14 protein-coding genes and 1 pseudogene are annotated in these 13539 nt (G+C 74.9%); 7 read left to right on the top strand and 8 right to left on the bottom strand.

What is annotated here, in order from left to right:
* Positions 1 to 332: 332 nt before the first annotated feature.
* Positions 333 to 878, top strand: a complete 546-nt coding sequence (locus tag ACFU9E_RS17610; protein ID WP_380688926.1) for an EF-hand domain-containing protein — start codon at positions 333 to 335, stop codon at positions 876 to 878.
* A 53-nt stretch (positions 879 to 931) separates the two neighbouring features.
* Here the strand turns inward: ACFU9E_RS17610 and ACFU9E_RS17605 are convergent, their stop codons facing one another.
* The 3 genes from ACFU9E_RS17605 to ACFU9E_RS17595 form a co-directional block, all read right to left on the bottom strand.
* Positions 932 to 2905 carry a tetratricopeptide repeat protein gene (locus ACFU9E_RS17605; RefSeq protein WP_380688924.1) on the bottom strand — a complete coding sequence of 658 codons (1974 nt, stop codon included), beginning with the start codon at positions 2903 to 2905 and terminating at the stop codon, positions 932 to 934.
* Positions 2906 to 3068: 163 nt separating this feature from the next.
* Positions 3069 to 3209: a hypothetical protein gene (locus ACFU9E_RS17600; protein WP_380687081.1), complete on the bottom strand. Its 141-nt coding sequence runs from the start codon at positions 3207 to 3209 to the stop codon at positions 3069 to 3071.
* A 61-nt stretch (positions 3210 to 3270) separates the two neighbouring features.
* Positions 3271 to 4185, bottom strand: a complete 915-nt coding sequence (locus ACFU9E_RS17595; protein WP_380687083.1) for a hypothetical protein — start codon at positions 4183 to 4185, stop codon at positions 3271 to 3273.
* A gap of 143 nt (positions 4186 to 4328) precedes the next feature.
* Here ACFU9E_RS17595 and ACFU9E_RS17590 point away from each other — a divergent pair.
* Both ACFU9E_RS17590 and ACFU9E_RS17585 read left to right on the top strand, forming a co-directional pair.
* A pseudogene (locus ACFU9E_RS17590) lies at positions 4329 to 4516 on the top strand (VOC family protein); the annotation flags it as partial.
* Between the two features lie 252 nt (positions 4517 to 4768).
* Positions 4769 to 5233, top strand: coding sequence for a phage tail protein (locus ACFU9E_RS17585; protein ID WP_380687085.1), 465 nt, complete (start codon positions 4769 to 4771; stop codon positions 5231 to 5233).
* A gap of 36 nt (positions 5234 to 5269) precedes the next feature.
* On the opposite strand, the gene ACFU9E_RS17580 is transcribed toward ACFU9E_RS17585, so the two are convergent.
* Together ACFU9E_RS17580 and ACFU9E_RS17575 are read right to left on the bottom strand one after the other, a co-directional pair.
* Complete coding sequence (locus ACFU9E_RS17580) at positions 5270 to 6022, bottom strand: VIT family protein (RefSeq protein ID WP_380687087.1); 753 nt, start codon at positions 6020 to 6022, stop codon at positions 5270 to 5272.
* Positions 6023 to 6089: 67 nt separating this feature from the next.
* Positions 6090 to 6785 (bottom strand): GntR family transcriptional regulator, encoded by a 696-nt coding sequence (locus tag ACFU9E_RS17575; RefSeq protein ID WP_380687089.1) that lies wholly within the window; start codon positions 6783 to 6785, stop codon positions 6090 to 6092.
* Positions 6786 to 7022: 237 nt separating this feature from the next.
* On the opposite strand from ACFU9E_RS17575, the gene ACFU9E_RS17570 reads away from it, so the two are divergent.
* From ACFU9E_RS17570 to ACFU9E_RS17555, 4 genes are all read left to right on the top strand, one after another.
* On the top strand, positions 7023 to 7427 hold the full coding sequence (locus tag ACFU9E_RS17570; protein WP_380687091.1) for a hypothetical protein: 405 nt from the start codon (positions 7023 to 7025) through the stop codon (positions 7425 to 7427).
* Between the two features lie 155 nt (positions 7428 to 7582).
* A complete protein-coding gene (locus ACFU9E_RS17565; RefSeq protein WP_380687093.1) occupies positions 7583 to 8392 on the top strand; it encodes a putative hydro-lyase in 810 nt (269 codons plus the stop codon).
* Between the two features lie 9 nt (positions 8393 to 8401).
* Positions 8402 to 9076, top strand: a complete 675-nt coding sequence (locus ACFU9E_RS17560; protein WP_380687096.1) for an allophanate hydrolase subunit 1 — start codon at positions 8402 to 8404, stop codon at positions 9074 to 9076.
* A 128-nt stretch (positions 9077 to 9204) separates the two neighbouring features.
* Positions 9205 to 10083 (top strand): biotin-dependent carboxyltransferase family protein, encoded by an 879-nt coding sequence (locus ACFU9E_RS17555; protein WP_380687098.1) that lies wholly within the window; start codon positions 9205 to 9207, stop codon positions 10081 to 10083.
* A gap of 303 nt (positions 10084 to 10386) precedes the next feature.
* Here ACFU9E_RS17555 and ACFU9E_RS17550 read toward each other — a convergent pair whose 3' ends face one another.
* The 3 genes from ACFU9E_RS17550 to ACFU9E_RS17540 are packed head-to-tail and all read right to left on the bottom strand — an operon-like array spanning position 10387 to position 13465.
* Entirely contained in the window at positions 10387 to 11469 is a 1083-nt protein-coding gene (locus ACFU9E_RS17550) for a glycerate kinase (RefSeq protein ID WP_380690274.1), read from the bottom strand.
* Complete coding sequence (locus ACFU9E_RS17545) at positions 11466 to 12320, bottom strand: sugar phosphate isomerase/epimerase family protein (RefSeq protein WP_380715117.1); 855 nt, start codon at positions 12318 to 12320, stop codon at positions 11466 to 11468. The genes ACFU9E_RS17550 and ACFU9E_RS17545 overlap by 4 nt, the downstream gene beginning before the upstream one ends.
* Entirely contained in the window at positions 12317 to 13465 is a 1149-nt protein-coding gene (locus ACFU9E_RS17540) for a dihydrodipicolinate synthase family protein (RefSeq protein WP_380688020.1), read from the bottom strand. The genes ACFU9E_RS17545 and ACFU9E_RS17540 overlap by 4 nt, the downstream gene beginning before the upstream one ends.
* Positions 13466 to 13539 lie beyond the last annotated feature (74 nt).

Raw genomic sequence — 13539 nt, 5'->3', positions numbered from 1 at the left:
TCTCTCCGCGCATAGCGCGGGAGTCTATTCATCCTACTTTGTCCGTTTCGGTTCCATCGTCGGCCCAGTTGTGGACGTACCGTCCCTACGGCTGGATCACGAAGTGCGCCACCGTGCCGGCGGTCGGGCACAGGAACAGTTGCACCATGAAACCGGCGGGGATCGGCACCTCGCCCTCGCGCCCGGACCACACCTTCGATGGTGCGCTGTTCCATCGAAGGTGTGAACTTCCCCCCGGGTCATGGCCTCGCCGTTCGCTTTCGACCTAACGTGCGTCGGGAGCCGCGGCGGGCCGGCGGGCTGCGCCGTCGGGCGGGAGCGAAGGAGAAGGCATGCCGGCCAAGGTGAAGAAGCAGAAGTTCACCATGCTCTTCGACTGGTTCGACCAGGGTGGTGACGGCCTGCTCACGCAGGACGACTTCCAGGCGATGGGGGATCTCTTCGGCGGGCTGGCCGCGGACGACGACCGGGAGAACGCCTCGGCGATGCGGGAGGCGTTCGAGGAGTGGTGGCGGGTGCTGCTCGCGCACGGGGACGCCGACGGGGACGGGAGGATCACCCGCAAGGAGTTCCTCGACGTCATGGAGGTCAACGTCACGGCTCCGGAGCACTTCGGGACGGCGGTGCTGGCGATCGCCGACGCTCTGATGCGCGCGCTGGACACCAACGGTGACGGGGAGCTGAGCGAGGACGAGTACGTGCGCATGTACAGCGCCCTGGGAATCCCGCCCGAGCACTCGGGGGAGGCGTTCCGGCGGCTCGACCGGGACGGCAACGGGGCGATCAGCCACGAGGAGTTCAGGACGGCCATCACCGAGTTCTACCTGAGCACCGACGAGAACGCACCGGGGAACTGGCTGATCGGCCCCATCGCGTAGCGGCTGAGTGGCGGCGTTCCGGGGCCGGCCCGTGGTCGGCCCCGGGGCGGGGTTCAGCAGGCCCGTTCCCGGGCCAGCTCGGCGTGCAGTTCGGCCCGCAGCTCGGGGTCCGGGCCGGGGTCGGCGGCAAGTGCGCGGGTGAAGTCCTCGACGGCGGCGGACCGGTTGCCGAGCCGGCGGTGGGCCAGTCCCCGGTTGTAGAGGGCGAGGGGGTCGGGGTCCAGGGCGATGGCGCGGTCCAGGTCGCCGACGGCGCCGGGGACGTCACCCCGTTCGAAGCGGACCGCCGCGCGGTTGGCCCACGCGGTCGGCAGGTCGGGGGCGCGCTCGACGGCTCGGGTGAGCAGGGCCTCGGCCTCGGGGAGGCGGCTGCGTTCGGACTCGACCAGGCCGAGCACGCACAGCAGGTGGGGCTGGCCGGGGGACAGGCTCAGGCCCGCGTTCGCGTCACGTTCGGCGAGGTCGGGTTCGCCGCTGTCCAGGTACAGGCCGGCCCGGTTGACCAGCGCGTCGAGGTGGTCGGGGGCGATCCGCAGGGTCCGGTCGAGGTCGGCCAGGGCCGCCCGCGGCCGGCCCAGGTCGGTGTGGGTCTCGGCGCGGTTGTAGTAGGCCTCGGGAAGGTGCGGACCGAGGCGGATCGCGGTGCCGTAGTCGGCGATCGCATCGTCCGCCCGTCCGGTGGCCCGGTGGAGGGCGGCCCGGTCGACGTAGTACTCGGCGTTCTGCGGGTCCTGCGCGATCACCGTGTCGAGATCGGCGAGCGCGCGGTCGGGATCGCCCAGCGCGAGGTGCAGCTGGGCCCGGTTGTGCACCAGCCGGGCGCGGTCCTGGGGGCGTTCGCCGGGCGCCAGGGTCTCGGCGAGCCTGGCGATGCCCTCCTCGACCGTCCGCAGCGCCGCCGCGTGGTCGCCGGCCCGGCTGTCCAGCAGGGCCAGGCCCTGGCGGTGGAAGACCGTGGTCACGGTGCGCTCGCGCGGGTCGTCGATCTGTCCGGCGAGCGTGAGGGCGCGCTCCAGCCAGGTGCGGGCGGCGGCCAGGTCCCGGGCGGGCGCCGGAAGGTGGCGGGCGTGCAGCATGGCGGTGGAGTAGGCGGCGGACAGGTGGATCCTCGGCTCGTCGGTGACCTGCCGGGCGTGGTCGTAGAGCGCGAGCGCCTCCGCCGGGCGGTCCAGGGCGGTCAGCGCGGTGGCCAGCATGGTGGTGAAGGCCCACCAGTTCCGGGTGTCCGCCGACGGGGTGACCAGCGGCAGGCCGCGCTCGGCGAGCCGGACGGCGTGCTCGTAGAAGCCGCTGTTCAGGGCCGCGCCGAGGGCGGTGCGCAGCGCGTCGACACCGTCGGTGGCCGGGCGGGTGCCCCGTTCGCGGTGGTAGGGGATCGCGCCCAGTTGCCAGGACCACTCGCCGGTGGCGGCGAGTTCGTCGGCGCGCTCGTCGTGCCAGACGGGGCCGTGGGCCGGGGCGGCGTCCTCGGTGGCCGGCCCGGACGGGGCGACGGCCAGGGGCCGGGCGAACTCGGCGACGGTCTCCGCGAGCGCGTCGGGCAGCGAGGCGCCACCGACGTACAGCCTCAGCCGGGACGGGTCGACGCGCCGCAGCAGGACGTCGACGAGCTCGACGGTGGTGGCGTCCGCCTGGTCCAGCCGGTCCAGTACGACGGCGGCAGGCGCCCTGCGCTCCGCCGCCCAGGCCGCGACGAACTCGCCGATCCCGTAGGCGAGATGGCGGGTGCGCCGGGCCGGGTGGAACCTGATCTGGACGTCCGCGACGTCCAGGGCCGCGACGGCCTCGGCGGCCCACGGCATCGCTGGTTTCAAGTCCCTTACCGCACCGAGGAGTTCGACCTGGTGGCGGGCCACCAGCGGGGAGTGCCCCAGGTCGAGGACGAGGCGGCGGACGAACTCACCGACTCCGCCGTAGGGGCCGCGTTGCCAGACCCGGCAGTCGAAGGCGCCCAGGAGCCCTTCGACTCCCGCGGTCGCCGCGCGCCGGTCCCGGGGCCGGGGCGCCTCCAGCCAGACGTGCCGCATGCTCGACTCAATCCTCCTCGCGCCGGCGGGCCAGCGGCGCCCGCCGCGGGCTGCCGGTGGCCGTCGGCGGCTCTCGCTTCCGGGCGGCGGCGGCCGCCTGGTGGCGCGCCGGGGCTCCTGGAACGCCCGGCACGCCACCGGTGTCAGTGGTGGTACGCCGGAGTTACCAGCACCACTCGAACCAGAGCCGGCGGGTGTTGCCGGTCAGCGCGACGGTGCCGGACTTACGGATCGTCATCTTCCGCATGTCTGTCTCCTTCGGTGTGGGGGTGGTCGGCCGGGACTCGGGGCGACCTCCGTTCATGGTGTGATAAGTCATATGGCCTGTCAAGGAATTGGAGACTCCGCTTCCGGCGGATGCCGGGTCAGTCCGGCAGGCCCTTGAAGCCGCCGAGCAGCGCCGTCAAGGCCTGCTGCGCGGCCGGGTACGCCTCCTCGGCGGCGGGGGTTTCGGACGTGCTCGTCGAGACGTGGTTCTTGCCGACCTTGACCAGTTCGACCAGGACGCGGCCGTTGGTGCCGTAGAACACCGCCTCGCCGTAGTCGACGGGCGCCGGGCCGGGCTTGGAGGCGGCCAGCAGGTCGCCGTCGGGCGCGAGCTTCCCGTCCGGTCCGATGGTCCAGCCCGGGGTCTTCGGCGGGGTGGTGGTGGCCGGGGTGGCGGGGGCCGACCTGCTGAGCACGGCCACGCCGGGGCCGTCCGGTCCCGAGGTGATTCCCGCGGTGGTCAGCACCGGCGCCGTGGAAAGTGCCGGCGCGGTCGCCGTCGCGGGGTGGTCGGTGCTCGTGACCTTGCGCGGCTCGCACGCCCGGCCGGCCGTCACCAGGTCGGTGAGCACTTTGGTCTTGTCCGCGTCGCGCGCGAGCACGTACACGCTCACCCACAGACCGTCGGCCTCGGCGGGGACCCGCAACTCGTAGAGCGCCGGAACGGGCACGACCGGAACCCCCGCGCGGTCCTTGTCGGCGATCTGCACGCCGACCTGCGGCTGCTCCAGCCGGCAGGGCGAGAGGGTCAGCGGCTTTCCCGGCTCGGGACGGAACACCTGGCCGCCGCGCAGCCCCGCGGTTCCGGAGATGTACACCGACTCGACGATGTTCCGGAGGTGACCGGACGCGAACTCGCCGGCCTCGATGTCCTCCGCCGCGCTCCCTATCGTGCTCCCCGCCGCGCCCGAGGCCGTGTCCGCGGCCGGGGTGCCGTCCCCGGAGCAGCCGCTCGCTGCGAGGCAGGCGATCGTCAACACCACTGCCGCCCAAAGGCGTTCGGTCGTTCCCATACCGCAGACGCTACCCGTGCCGCTCGCCCGCTGTACGGTCAACGGCCAACCGGGCCGACGGTGACGGGCACGGAACCGACCGGCCGCCGGCCCGGGGCGGCTCCGCCGGTTGACGGGCAGGCGTCGACTTGCCTGTGGTGGGCCCCGCCGTCGGGCCGTACGAGGAGGCGCTGGTCGGCGACGGGATCCCCGCGGCTCCTTCGCCGTGGACGACGTGCGCGCCGAGTCCGAGCGGCTGCGCGGTCCGGGCGTGCGCTTCACCCAGGAGCCGGTGACGACAGGGCCGGTCACCACGGCGGTCCTCGACGACACCTGCGGCAACCGGGAGTGAGTCGACGGCGTCACGGGCGTGTGAGCAGCGGGAAACCCTCCGCCGCGGGATCGGGACCGGGACCAGCGCCGAGGCCGGGGCCGGCCCTGCCGCGGCGGACACGCCGTCCGGCCGTTCCCGGGGCGGGAGGCGGCGGATTGTTACGATCGACGCCCCGCCGTCGCCGGACCGGTGCAGAGGCACACCCCGAACGGCCGCTCCGTGGCCCGCGGCGCCATGGATGCCGTCGAGGCCGTTGAGAGGGAGTCCGTCATGACCTACACCGTGGATTTCGACACCGTGTCGACCGTGGGCCTGGAGTCGTCACCCGTCGCGGAAGCGCTCGCCGGGCTCCGCGCCAACGAGGCCCGCTACTTCAAGAACAAGTACGACCACGTCTTCACGGTGGAACGCGCGGAGGACGCCGCGGAGGTCGTCGACTGGGTGCACCGCGTCCTCCGCGAGGAACGCGAGATCGTCATCGTGTCCAGGCCGCTGGAAGCCACCGCGTTCCAGGTCGAGAACATCCGGATGGCCTACGTCTTCTACGAGAGCGGTCTGTCGGTCAACGTGATGTACACCGTGGACGATTCCGGCAAGCGGGCGGTCGGGTTCAAGCTCTCCGACGGGATGGAGGTCCCCGAGGAACTCGCCTCACGGTTCAAGTTCGCACGGCAGAAGTCGAAGCTCGCCGGCACCATCCGCGGATCGTTCTTCGTCATCAAGAACGAGTACTGAGTTCCGGCGCGGCGGAGACTTCCGGGCCGCGGGGCCTCAGAGCGTGGAGGCGTGCAGCAGGGCTCCGGCCGCGTAGGTGATCGCCATGGCCAGGGCGCCGCCGGCGACGTTGCGCAGGACGGCGGGGCGGACGGGTGCCCTGCCGAGGCGCGCGGAACCCCAGCCGCACACGGCGAGCGCCACGAGCACGGAGGCCACGGTCACCGCGATCCGCGCGTCGGCCGGTGGCAGCACGATGGCCAGCAGCGGCAGCAGGGCGCCGACCGTGAACGCCGCGAAGCTGGCCCCGGCGGCGTGCCACGGGTTGGTCAGCTCCTCGGGATCGATGCCCAGCTCGACCTCGGCGTGCGCGGCCAACGGGTCGTGTGCCGTCAGTTCCACCGCGACCTGCCGGGCCAGCTGGGGCGTCAGACCCTTGGCGACGTACAGGCCGGTCAGCTCGTCGAGCTCCTCCTGGGGCGCGGTGGCGAGCTCGCGTCGCTCCTGCGCCAGCGCCGCCCGCTCGGAGTCCCGCTGGGTGCTGACCGAGACGTACTCCCCGGCGGCCATCGACAGCGATCCGGCCAGCAGCCCGGCCAGACCGGCGGTCAGGAGTTCGCTCGACGTGGCCTGCGCACCTGCCACGCCCACCACGAGCCCGGCCGTCGACACCACTCCGTCATTGGCCCCCAGCACCGCGGCGCGAAGCCAGTTCAGCCGGCCGCCCAGGCCGCCCGCCTCGTGCGGCTCGCCGCGGTGCCTTCCGGCCGCCGCGAAGGGTTTCCCCGGGTCGTCGTCCGCGTTGCCCATCTGCGGAGTATGGCAGCCGGCGGCGGTGGACGGCGGAAGACCCACCGCGACGGCGGCGGACCGGGTGTCACGCGGCCGCGACGTACCGCTCGACCAGATCGCGCTCGGCGTCCCGCAGGTAGGAGGTCATCTCGTTGGCCGCCTTCGTGAAGGCCCCCGCCTCGATCAGCTCCAGGATCCTCCGGTTGCGCGCGCCGTAGACGACGTGGAACTCGCGGAGGTCCGACATCGCGTAGAACACGAGACGCAGTTCGGCCAGTACCCGGCTCATCAGCTCGTCCAGGCGGCGGCTGCCGGCCAGCGCCGTGAGCGCCAGGTGGAACCGCAGGTTGGCGGTGCCCAGGACCCTCCAGTCGGCCTCCGGCCCGGCCGCCTCGGACTCTTCGACGGCCGCCCGGGCCCGACCGAGGTCGACGGCCCGGCCCTTCAGGTCCCTGATGGAGGCCGGCTGCACCACCCGGCGCAGCCGGTACAGGTCGGTCACGTCGGCCACGGTCAGCCGGCGGACGAACACGCCCCGGCCGTGCCGGTGTTCGACGATCCCCTCGTGCGCCAGCAGGCGGAACGCCTCGCGCAGGGTGTTGCGGGAGACCTTCAGTCCCTGGCTGATCGTGTCCTCGGGCAGCCGGTGGTCGGGCAGGTGCTTCCCCTCGGAGATCCGCCTGCGCAGGATCGACGCGATGTGTTCGGCCTTGCTGCTCCAGCCCGCCTGGGCGAGTTCCTCGGCCCAGTCCTCGACCGCACTGCCCGCTTCGCGTTCCATGGCGTTGTCCACGGCGCCCCTCCCGGCTCTTCACCTGTGTCGCACCTTCGTACCACCTCGGGCGACGTTCCGTCAGGTCCCAGGGGGTGCAATGCAATTGTTCAACAATCCTCCTGGTGGATCGTCCTCCTTCCGACAAAGTGGATTGGGTGCCGACGATGCCTTGCGGGCCGATTCGTGAGGCTGTCACTGTCGATGACGAAAGAGCGTTCACCACAACGCAGTTGGGGGAAGATCATGCCACGATCGCGACAGGGCCGCCCGGCTCGGAGACGTACCCGCCGACCTCAGCGCACCGCCCGGTACGACCGCTCGCCGGTCGTGGCCGCGCTGTCCGCGGCGGTGATCGACGCGGGGCTGGACCTCCATCCCTTCCTACGACTGGCCGTCGCCGCGACCGCCGTGGTGCTCACCCTCGGAGGCCGGCTGCTCGTGACCGGACCCCTCTCGCTGTTCGCCGGACGCTACCGCGCTGCCGGTGCCCGCGGCCTGAGCGTGTCGGTCAGCAGCGGACCGGGGCCCGCCCGCCACCTGGCGGTGGGGGTGCGGCTCGGCGACCGCGGGGTCGGCATGGCCGCGGTCCTCGGACCCCTGTCGCCGATGACCACACTCTCCGGCCTGCTGGACCCCTCTGCGCGCTGACCCGGCGGTCGCCGCCCCCGCGCTTCCCCCGCGCCGCCCCGCGCTTCCCCCGCGCCGCCCCGTGCGCAACCGACCCCGCGCGACACGCCCCGCCGAACCGCCCCGGCATCCCCCTGTCGAGAAACCCCGCCCCGCCGACGAAGGAGATCCCTCCCATGACCGAGAACCACGCCACCCTCGCACCCGCCCGCGCCCGTGGACTGTTCCGGGCCGGCACCGCGGTGCCCACGGCCGGCTGGTGCCTGGGCCGCACCCAGGCGAACCTGATCAGCGTGCCCGTGGACTGGGCCGCCGACGTGGCCCGCTTCGCCGAACTCAACCCCGCCCCCTGCCCCGTCCTCGAACAGACCGTTCCCGGCGCCCGCACCAGCGCCCTGGCCCCCGGCGCGGACCTGGCCACCGACCTGCCCCGCTACCGGGTGTGGCACGACGGCCGGTACCAGGAGCACACCGAGGTCTCCGCGCACTGGCGCGACGACCTCGTCACCTTCCTCATCGGCTGCTCCTTCACCTTCGAGTCCGCACTGCTGGACGCCGGCATACCGCTGCGCCACGTCACCGAGGGCCGCAACGTCGCGATGTACCGCACCACCCGGCCGTGCGCGCCCGCCGGACGGCTGCACGGCCCGATGGTGGTCTCCATGCGTCCCGTCCCCCGCGACCTGGTCGCCGACGCGCGGGCGATCACCGCCCGGATGCCGGCCGTGCACGGGGCACCGGTGGCCGTCGGCGAGCCGGGGGACCGCTCCAACGCCGAGCTCGGCATCGCCGACCTGGGGCGCCCCGACTTCGGCGACCCGACCGTGATCGGGCCCGACGACGTGCCGGTGTTCTGGGCCTGCGGCGTCACGCCGCAGTCGGCCCTGATGGCCTCCCGTCCGCCCTTCGCGATCACCCACGCGCCGGGGCACATGTTCGTGACCGACCGGTTCGACCGTGACTACCTGCTCGCCGAGAGGGGCTGAACCGTCCTCATGGAGATCCTCCAGTACGGCAGCCGGGCCCTGCTGGTCGAGGTCCGCGACCTCGACCAGGCGGCCCGGCTGCACACCGCGCTGCTGCGCGACCCACTGCCCGGGGTACGGGAACTCGTTCCCGCCGCCCGCACTGTCCTGCTGCGCTACGACCCCCGGACCACCGACCGGGCCCGCCTCACCGCGGCCCTGCGCACCGTCGACCTGCGCACGGTCGACCCGGGGGCCTCCACCACCGCGGGCGCCGACGGGGCGGGGGTCGGGACCGTCGAGATCCCGGTCCGCTACGACGGCGCGGACCTGGCGGAGGTCGCCGGGCTCTGCGGTCTGACGGTCCACCAGGTGATCGCCCGCCACTGCGCGGCCACCTACCGGGTGGCGTTCTGCGGATTCGCGCCCGGATTCGCCTACCTGACGGGCGCCGACCCCGTCCTGCGGGTTCCGCGCCGCACCGTCCCGCGCACCCGGGTCCCCGCGGGCTCGGTCGCCGTGGCCGACGAGTTCACCGGCGTCTACCCCCGCGAGTCCCCCGGCGGTTGGCACCTGCTCGGCACCACCGGCGTGTCGCTGTGGAATCCCGGGGCCCACCCGCCGACTCCGCTCACACCCGGCACGACCGTCCGCTTCACGCCGGTCGGCCCGCCGGACCCGCAGGCCCCGCCACGCCGCCCGTGACGCGACCCGCCACGGCGGACCCGCCCCCGGAGCCGGCCGCTCCGGGGACGGGGACCCCCCCGGGGCCTGCGGCGGGCCCCGCGGGCCACGGCCACCCACCGACCCACCAGCACCTCACGGAGGACCTGATGACGGGCAGCCCCACAGCACCCACGCGCCGCGTACGAGTGATCCACCCGGGCTTCGGAGCCACCGTCCAGGACCTGGGCCGCCCCGGCCACGCCGCGCTCGGGGTCGGCCGCTCGGGCGCCGCCGACCGCCGCAGCCTGAGCCTGGCCAACCGGCTCGTCGGCAACCGGGAGGGCGCCGCGGCCGTCGAGGCACCCCTGGGCGGGCTCGTGCTGGACTTCGACCACCACGCCACCGTCGCCCTCACCGGCGCGCCCTGCCCCGCCCACGCCGACGCCCGCGTCGTCGACCTCAACGCCCCGGTCCGGCTGGCCCCCGGCAGCCGGCTGACCATCGGCGTCCCGTACGAGGGCCTGCGGGTCTACCTCGCCGTACGCGGCGGCGTGGCCGTGCCGCCCGTCCTCGGCTCGCGATCCACCGACACGCTGTCCGGAATCGGTCCCGCCCGGCTCGCCGCCGGCGACCTCCTGCCGGTCGGGGACCTCACGGCCGGCTGGCCCGCGGCGGACTTCGCCCCGCAGCGCGCGCTGCCCGCCGAACCCGTCCTGCGGATCCTGCTCGGCCCCCGCGACGACTGGTTCACGCCCGGGTCCCTCGCCACTCTGTGCGCCCGGCCCTACCGGGTCACCGACCGGAGCGACCGGGTGGGCATGCGGTTGACCGGGGCCGCGCTGCACCGCGCCCGCCCGGGCGAACTCCCCTCCGAGGCCGCCGTTCCGGGCGCGCTCCAGGTGCCGCCGGACGGGCAGCCGATCCTCTTCCTCGCCGACCACCCGGTGACCGGCGGCTACCCCGTCGTCGCGACCGTGCACGAGGACGATCTCCCGCTCGCCGCCCAGACCCGACCCGGGCAGGCCCTGCGCTTCCGTCCGGTGTGACCGGGCGCGGGCCACTGCGGTCACTGCCGGCCTCGGCCACGGCCCTCCGCCGCCGCTTCCCGCTCTTGTTCTCCGCCGGGGGAGGGGTGCCCGTGGGCGAACCAGGTGGGTGCCGGTGGTGGTGAGCCGGTGGGTCGCGCCGTGGCGGGCGTCGGCCGGGTCGCCGGACAGTTCCGTGCGGGTGAGTGTGCCGGGGCCGGTGGCCTCGCCGGCGAGGGCCCGGGCCGGGACGCCGGCGGAGCATGGGTGGGGCGTTGCTCCGGCCCGGGGAGCACGTGGTGGTTCCCGGGCCGGAGCAAGAGGTCAACCGGCGGTGTGGGTGCGGGCCAGGTGGGCGCCGGCGGTGGTGAGCCAGTGGGCGGCCCGGTGGCGGGCGTCGGCCGGGTCGCCGGACAGCTCCGTGAGGGTGAGCGCGGCGGGGTCGGCGGACTCACCGGCGACGACCCGGGCGGGGACGTCGGCCCGCCGTGCGCGGGTGAGGACCTCGCCGACCGCCTTGCCGAGCAGGCTGGTGCCGTCGAACCGGCCCTCGCCGGTGATCACCAGGCCGGCCCCGGCGAGGGCCTCGTCGAGCCCGGTGAGCCCGGCCACCGCCGCCGCTCCGGGGACCACCCGGGCGCCCCAGGCGGTCACCAGGCCGTAGGCGGTGCCGCCGGCCGCGCCCGAGCCGGGGAGGTCCGGGTCGCCGCCGAGGAGCTCGGCGAAGCGGCGCAGCCCCGCCTCCAGCAGGGCGGTCCCGTCCTGGTCGGCGCCCTTCTGCGGTCCGTAGACCGCGGCCGCTCCGGCGGGGCCGAGGAGCGGGTTGGTGACGTCGGTCAGCACCCGGACACCGCCCGGCGGGGCGGCGCGCAGGCCGGTGCGGTCGAGCCGGGCGGCCCGGGGGAGGGCGCCGCCGCCGTCCGGGAGGTCGGCGCCGGTGTCGTCCAGCAGCCGCAGGCCGAGGGCGGCCAGCAGTCCGGCACCGCCGTCGGTGGACGCGGACCCGCCGAGCGCGACGGTCACCTGCCGCGCGCCGGCGTCCAGCGCGGCGGCGATGGTCTCGCCGGTGCCGCGGGTGCCGGCGGTGAGCGGGGCGAGGGCGCCGCCGAGCAGCGGCAGGCCGCCGGTGTCGGCCAGTTCGACCAGCGCGGTGCCGTCCGGCAGCAGTGCGAAGCGTCCGGTGACCGGCCGCCCGTCGGGGCCGGTGCAGCCGGGGACCGGGTGCAGGACGGCGCCGGGCAGGGCCGCCGCGAGCGCGTCGAGCGTGCCCTCCCCGCCGTCGGCCATCGGACGGATCAGCAGCTCGTCGTCCGGCCGTACCGAGCGCCAGCCGGTGGCCAGCGCCCGGGCGGCGTCCCGGGCGCCGACGGTGCCCTTGAAGGAGTCGGGCGCGAGGACGACCCTCACGGCGAAGCCAGATGGGTGAGGTGGCGCTCGATCAGGGTGCGCAGCGTCAGCTCGCCCGGGGTGTCCCAGATCTCCTGGTTGAAGATCTCGACCTCGATCCAGCCCTCGTACCCGGCGGCGGTGACCAGGTCGGTGAGGGCGCGGAAGTCGATGTGGCCGTCGCCCACGTGGCCGCGGCCGAGCAGGGCGTCGGCGGGCAGCGGCAGGGTCCAGTCGCACACCTGGTAGGAGGCGATCCGGCCCTCCCGCCCGGCACGGGCGATCTGCTCGCGCAGCGCCGGGTCCCACCAGACGTGGTAGCTGTCGACGACCACGCCGACCTGCCGGGCGGGGTGCGGGGCGGCGAGGTCGAGCGCCTGGCCCAGGGTGGAGACCACCGCGCGGTCGGCACAGAACATCGGGTGCAGCGGCTCGATCGCCAGCCGCACGCCGAAGTCGCCCGCGTGCGGGGCGAGTTCGGCGAGCAGATCGGCGACGGCGGCGCGCGCGCCGACCAGGTCGCGGCTGCCCGCCGGCAGGCCGCCGACGACCAGCACCAGGGTGTCGGTGCCGAGTTCGGCGGCCTCCTCGATGGCCAGCAGGTTGTCGGCGAGCGCGGCCCGGCGCTGCTCGGGCCCGTCGGCGGTCAGAAAACCGCCCCGGCAGAGGCTGCTGACGGCGAGCCCGGCGTCCCGGCACAGCTTCGCGGAGCGGGCCAGGCCGGTCTCGGCGACCTTGTCGCGCCACAGCCCGATGGCCGGGATGCCGGCGTCCGCACAGCCCCGCACGGCCTCCGGCAGGCTCCAGCCCTTGGTGGTGATCTGGTTGAGCGACAGCCGGTCGAGGCCGTTCACCACGGGGGAGCCGCTCATGCCGCCACCCCCGCGACCGCGAGCAGCCGGCGCATCCGGTCGGCCGCGAGATCGGGGTCGGGGAGCACCCCGGCCGCGTCCGCGAGCCGGAACAGCTCCACCAGGTGGGGCAGCGAACGCCCGCTCTGCGCACCGCCGACCATGGTGAAGTGGTCCTGGTGGCCCGCCAGCCAGGCGAGGAAGACCACGCCGGTCTTGTAGTGGAAGGTCGGCGCGGCGAACAGGTGCCGGGCCAGCGGCACGGTCGGCGCGAACAGCTCGTCGTAGCGGTCGAGGTCGCCCTCGTCGAGCGCCCGCAGCGCGGCCGCGGCGATGGCCGCGATCGGGTCGAAGACGCCCAGCAGGGCGTGGCTGTGGCCGAGTTCGTCGCCGCGGATCAGCTCGGGGTAGTGGAAGTCGTCACCGGTGTACATCCGCACGCCGGGCGGCAGCGCGCGGCGCAGCGCGATCTCCCGGTCGGCGTCCAGCAGGGAGACCTTGATGCCCTCGATCCGGTCGGCGTGCGCGCCGATCAGCTCCAGCACGGTGGCGGCGGCCGCGTCGAGGTCGGCGGAGCCCCAGTAGCCGGACAGCGCCGGGTCGAACATCTCGCCGAGCCAGTGCAGCAGCACCGGCCGGTCGGAGGCGGCGATCAGCCCGCCGTACACCTCCAGGTAGTCCTCCGGGCCGCGCGCGGCGGCGGCCAGGGCGCGGCTGGCCATCAGGATCGGCTGTGCGCCGGCCTCCTGGACCACGGTCAGCTGCTCCTCGTAGGCGGCCCGGACGGCGTCCAGCGGGTGGGCGCCGGGGGCGAGCTGGTCGGTGCCGACGCCGCAGGCCAGCCGGCCGCCGCAGGCGCGGGCCGCGGCTCCGGAGCGGGTGATCAGCTCGCGGGTGGCGGGCCAGTCGAGGCCCATGCCGCGCTGGGCGGTGTCCATCGCGTCGGCCACGCCCAGGCCCAGCGACCACAGGTGCCGGCGGAAGGCGAGGGTGGCGTCCCAGTCGACGGCGGCGGGTGCGCCGGGGGCGTTGTCGCCCAGCGGGTCGGCGACCACGTGGGCGGCGGCGAAGGCCGTCCGCGAGCGGGCGGGGTCGGCGGAGGCGGGCGGCGCGGCGGGCTCGCGCAGCCGGATCCGGCCGTGGCCGGGCAGGTCGATCTCGGTCATGGTGTCAGCGCATTCGTCTCGTCGGCGGGCGGCTGCGGGGCGGTCGGTTCCCCGGCGGCCGGGTGCGGGGCGGC

The organism is Kitasatospora sp. NPDC057595 (assembly GCF_042800875.1).
Lineage (GTDB): Bacteria > Actinomycetota > Actinomycetes > Streptomycetales > Streptomycetaceae > Kitasatospora.
The sequence above is the reverse complement of the archived record's forward strand: the minus strand, read 5'-3'. Positions and strand labels throughout refer to the sequence as shown.

What these genes read in the sequence shown, in the direction of transcription:
- ACFU9E_RS17610 (WP_380688926.1), top strand. Translation starts at nt 333, where the DNA reads ATGCCGGCCAAGGTGAAGAAGCAGAAGTTCACCATGCTCTTCGACTGG.
- ACFU9E_RS17605 (WP_380688924.1), bottom strand. Translation starts at nt 2,905, where the DNA reads ATGCGGCACGTCTGGCTGGAGGCGCCCCGGCCCCGGGACCGGCGCGCG.
- ACFU9E_RS17600 (WP_380687081.1), bottom strand. Translation starts at nt 3,209, where the DNA reads ATGAACGGAGGTCGCCCCGAGTCCCGGCCGACCACCCCCACACCGAAG.
- ACFU9E_RS17595 (WP_380687083.1), bottom strand. Translation starts at nt 4,185, where the DNA reads ATGGGAACGACCGAACGCCTTTGGGCGGCAGTGGTGTTGACGATCGCC.
- ACFU9E_RS17585 (WP_380687085.1), top strand. Translation starts at nt 4,769, where the DNA reads ATGACCTACACCGTGGATTTCGACACCGTGTCGACCGTGGGCCTGGAG.
- ACFU9E_RS17580 (WP_380687087.1), bottom strand. Translation starts at nt 6,022, where the DNA reads ATGGGCAACGCGGACGACGACCCGGGGAAACCCTTCGCGGCGGCCGGA.
- ACFU9E_RS17575 (WP_380687089.1), bottom strand. Translation starts at nt 6,785, where the DNA reads ATGGAACGCGAAGCGGGCAGTGCGGTCGAGGACTGGGCCGAGGAACTC.
- ACFU9E_RS17570 (WP_380687091.1), top strand. Translation starts at nt 7,023, where the DNA reads ATGCCACGATCGCGACAGGGCCGCCCGGCTCGGAGACGTACCCGCCGA.
- ACFU9E_RS17565 (WP_380687093.1), top strand. Translation starts at nt 7,583, where the DNA reads ATGACCGAGAACCACGCCACCCTCGCACCCGCCCGCGCCCGTGGACTG.
- ACFU9E_RS17560 (WP_380687096.1), top strand. Translation starts at nt 8,402, where the DNA reads ATGGAGATCCTCCAGTACGGCAGCCGGGCCCTGCTGGTCGAGGTCCGC.
- ACFU9E_RS17555 (WP_380687098.1), top strand. Translation starts at nt 9,205, where the DNA reads ATGACGGGCAGCCCCACAGCACCCACGCGCCGCGTACGAGTGATCCAC.
- ACFU9E_RS17545 (WP_380715117.1), bottom strand. Translation starts at nt 12,320, where the DNA reads ATGAGCGGCTCCCCCGTGGTGAACGGCCTCGACCGGCTGTCGCTCAAC.
- ACFU9E_RS17540 (WP_380688020.1), bottom strand. Translation starts at nt 13,465, where the DNA reads ATGACCGAGATCGACCTGCCCGGCCACGGCCGGATCCGGCTGCGCGAG.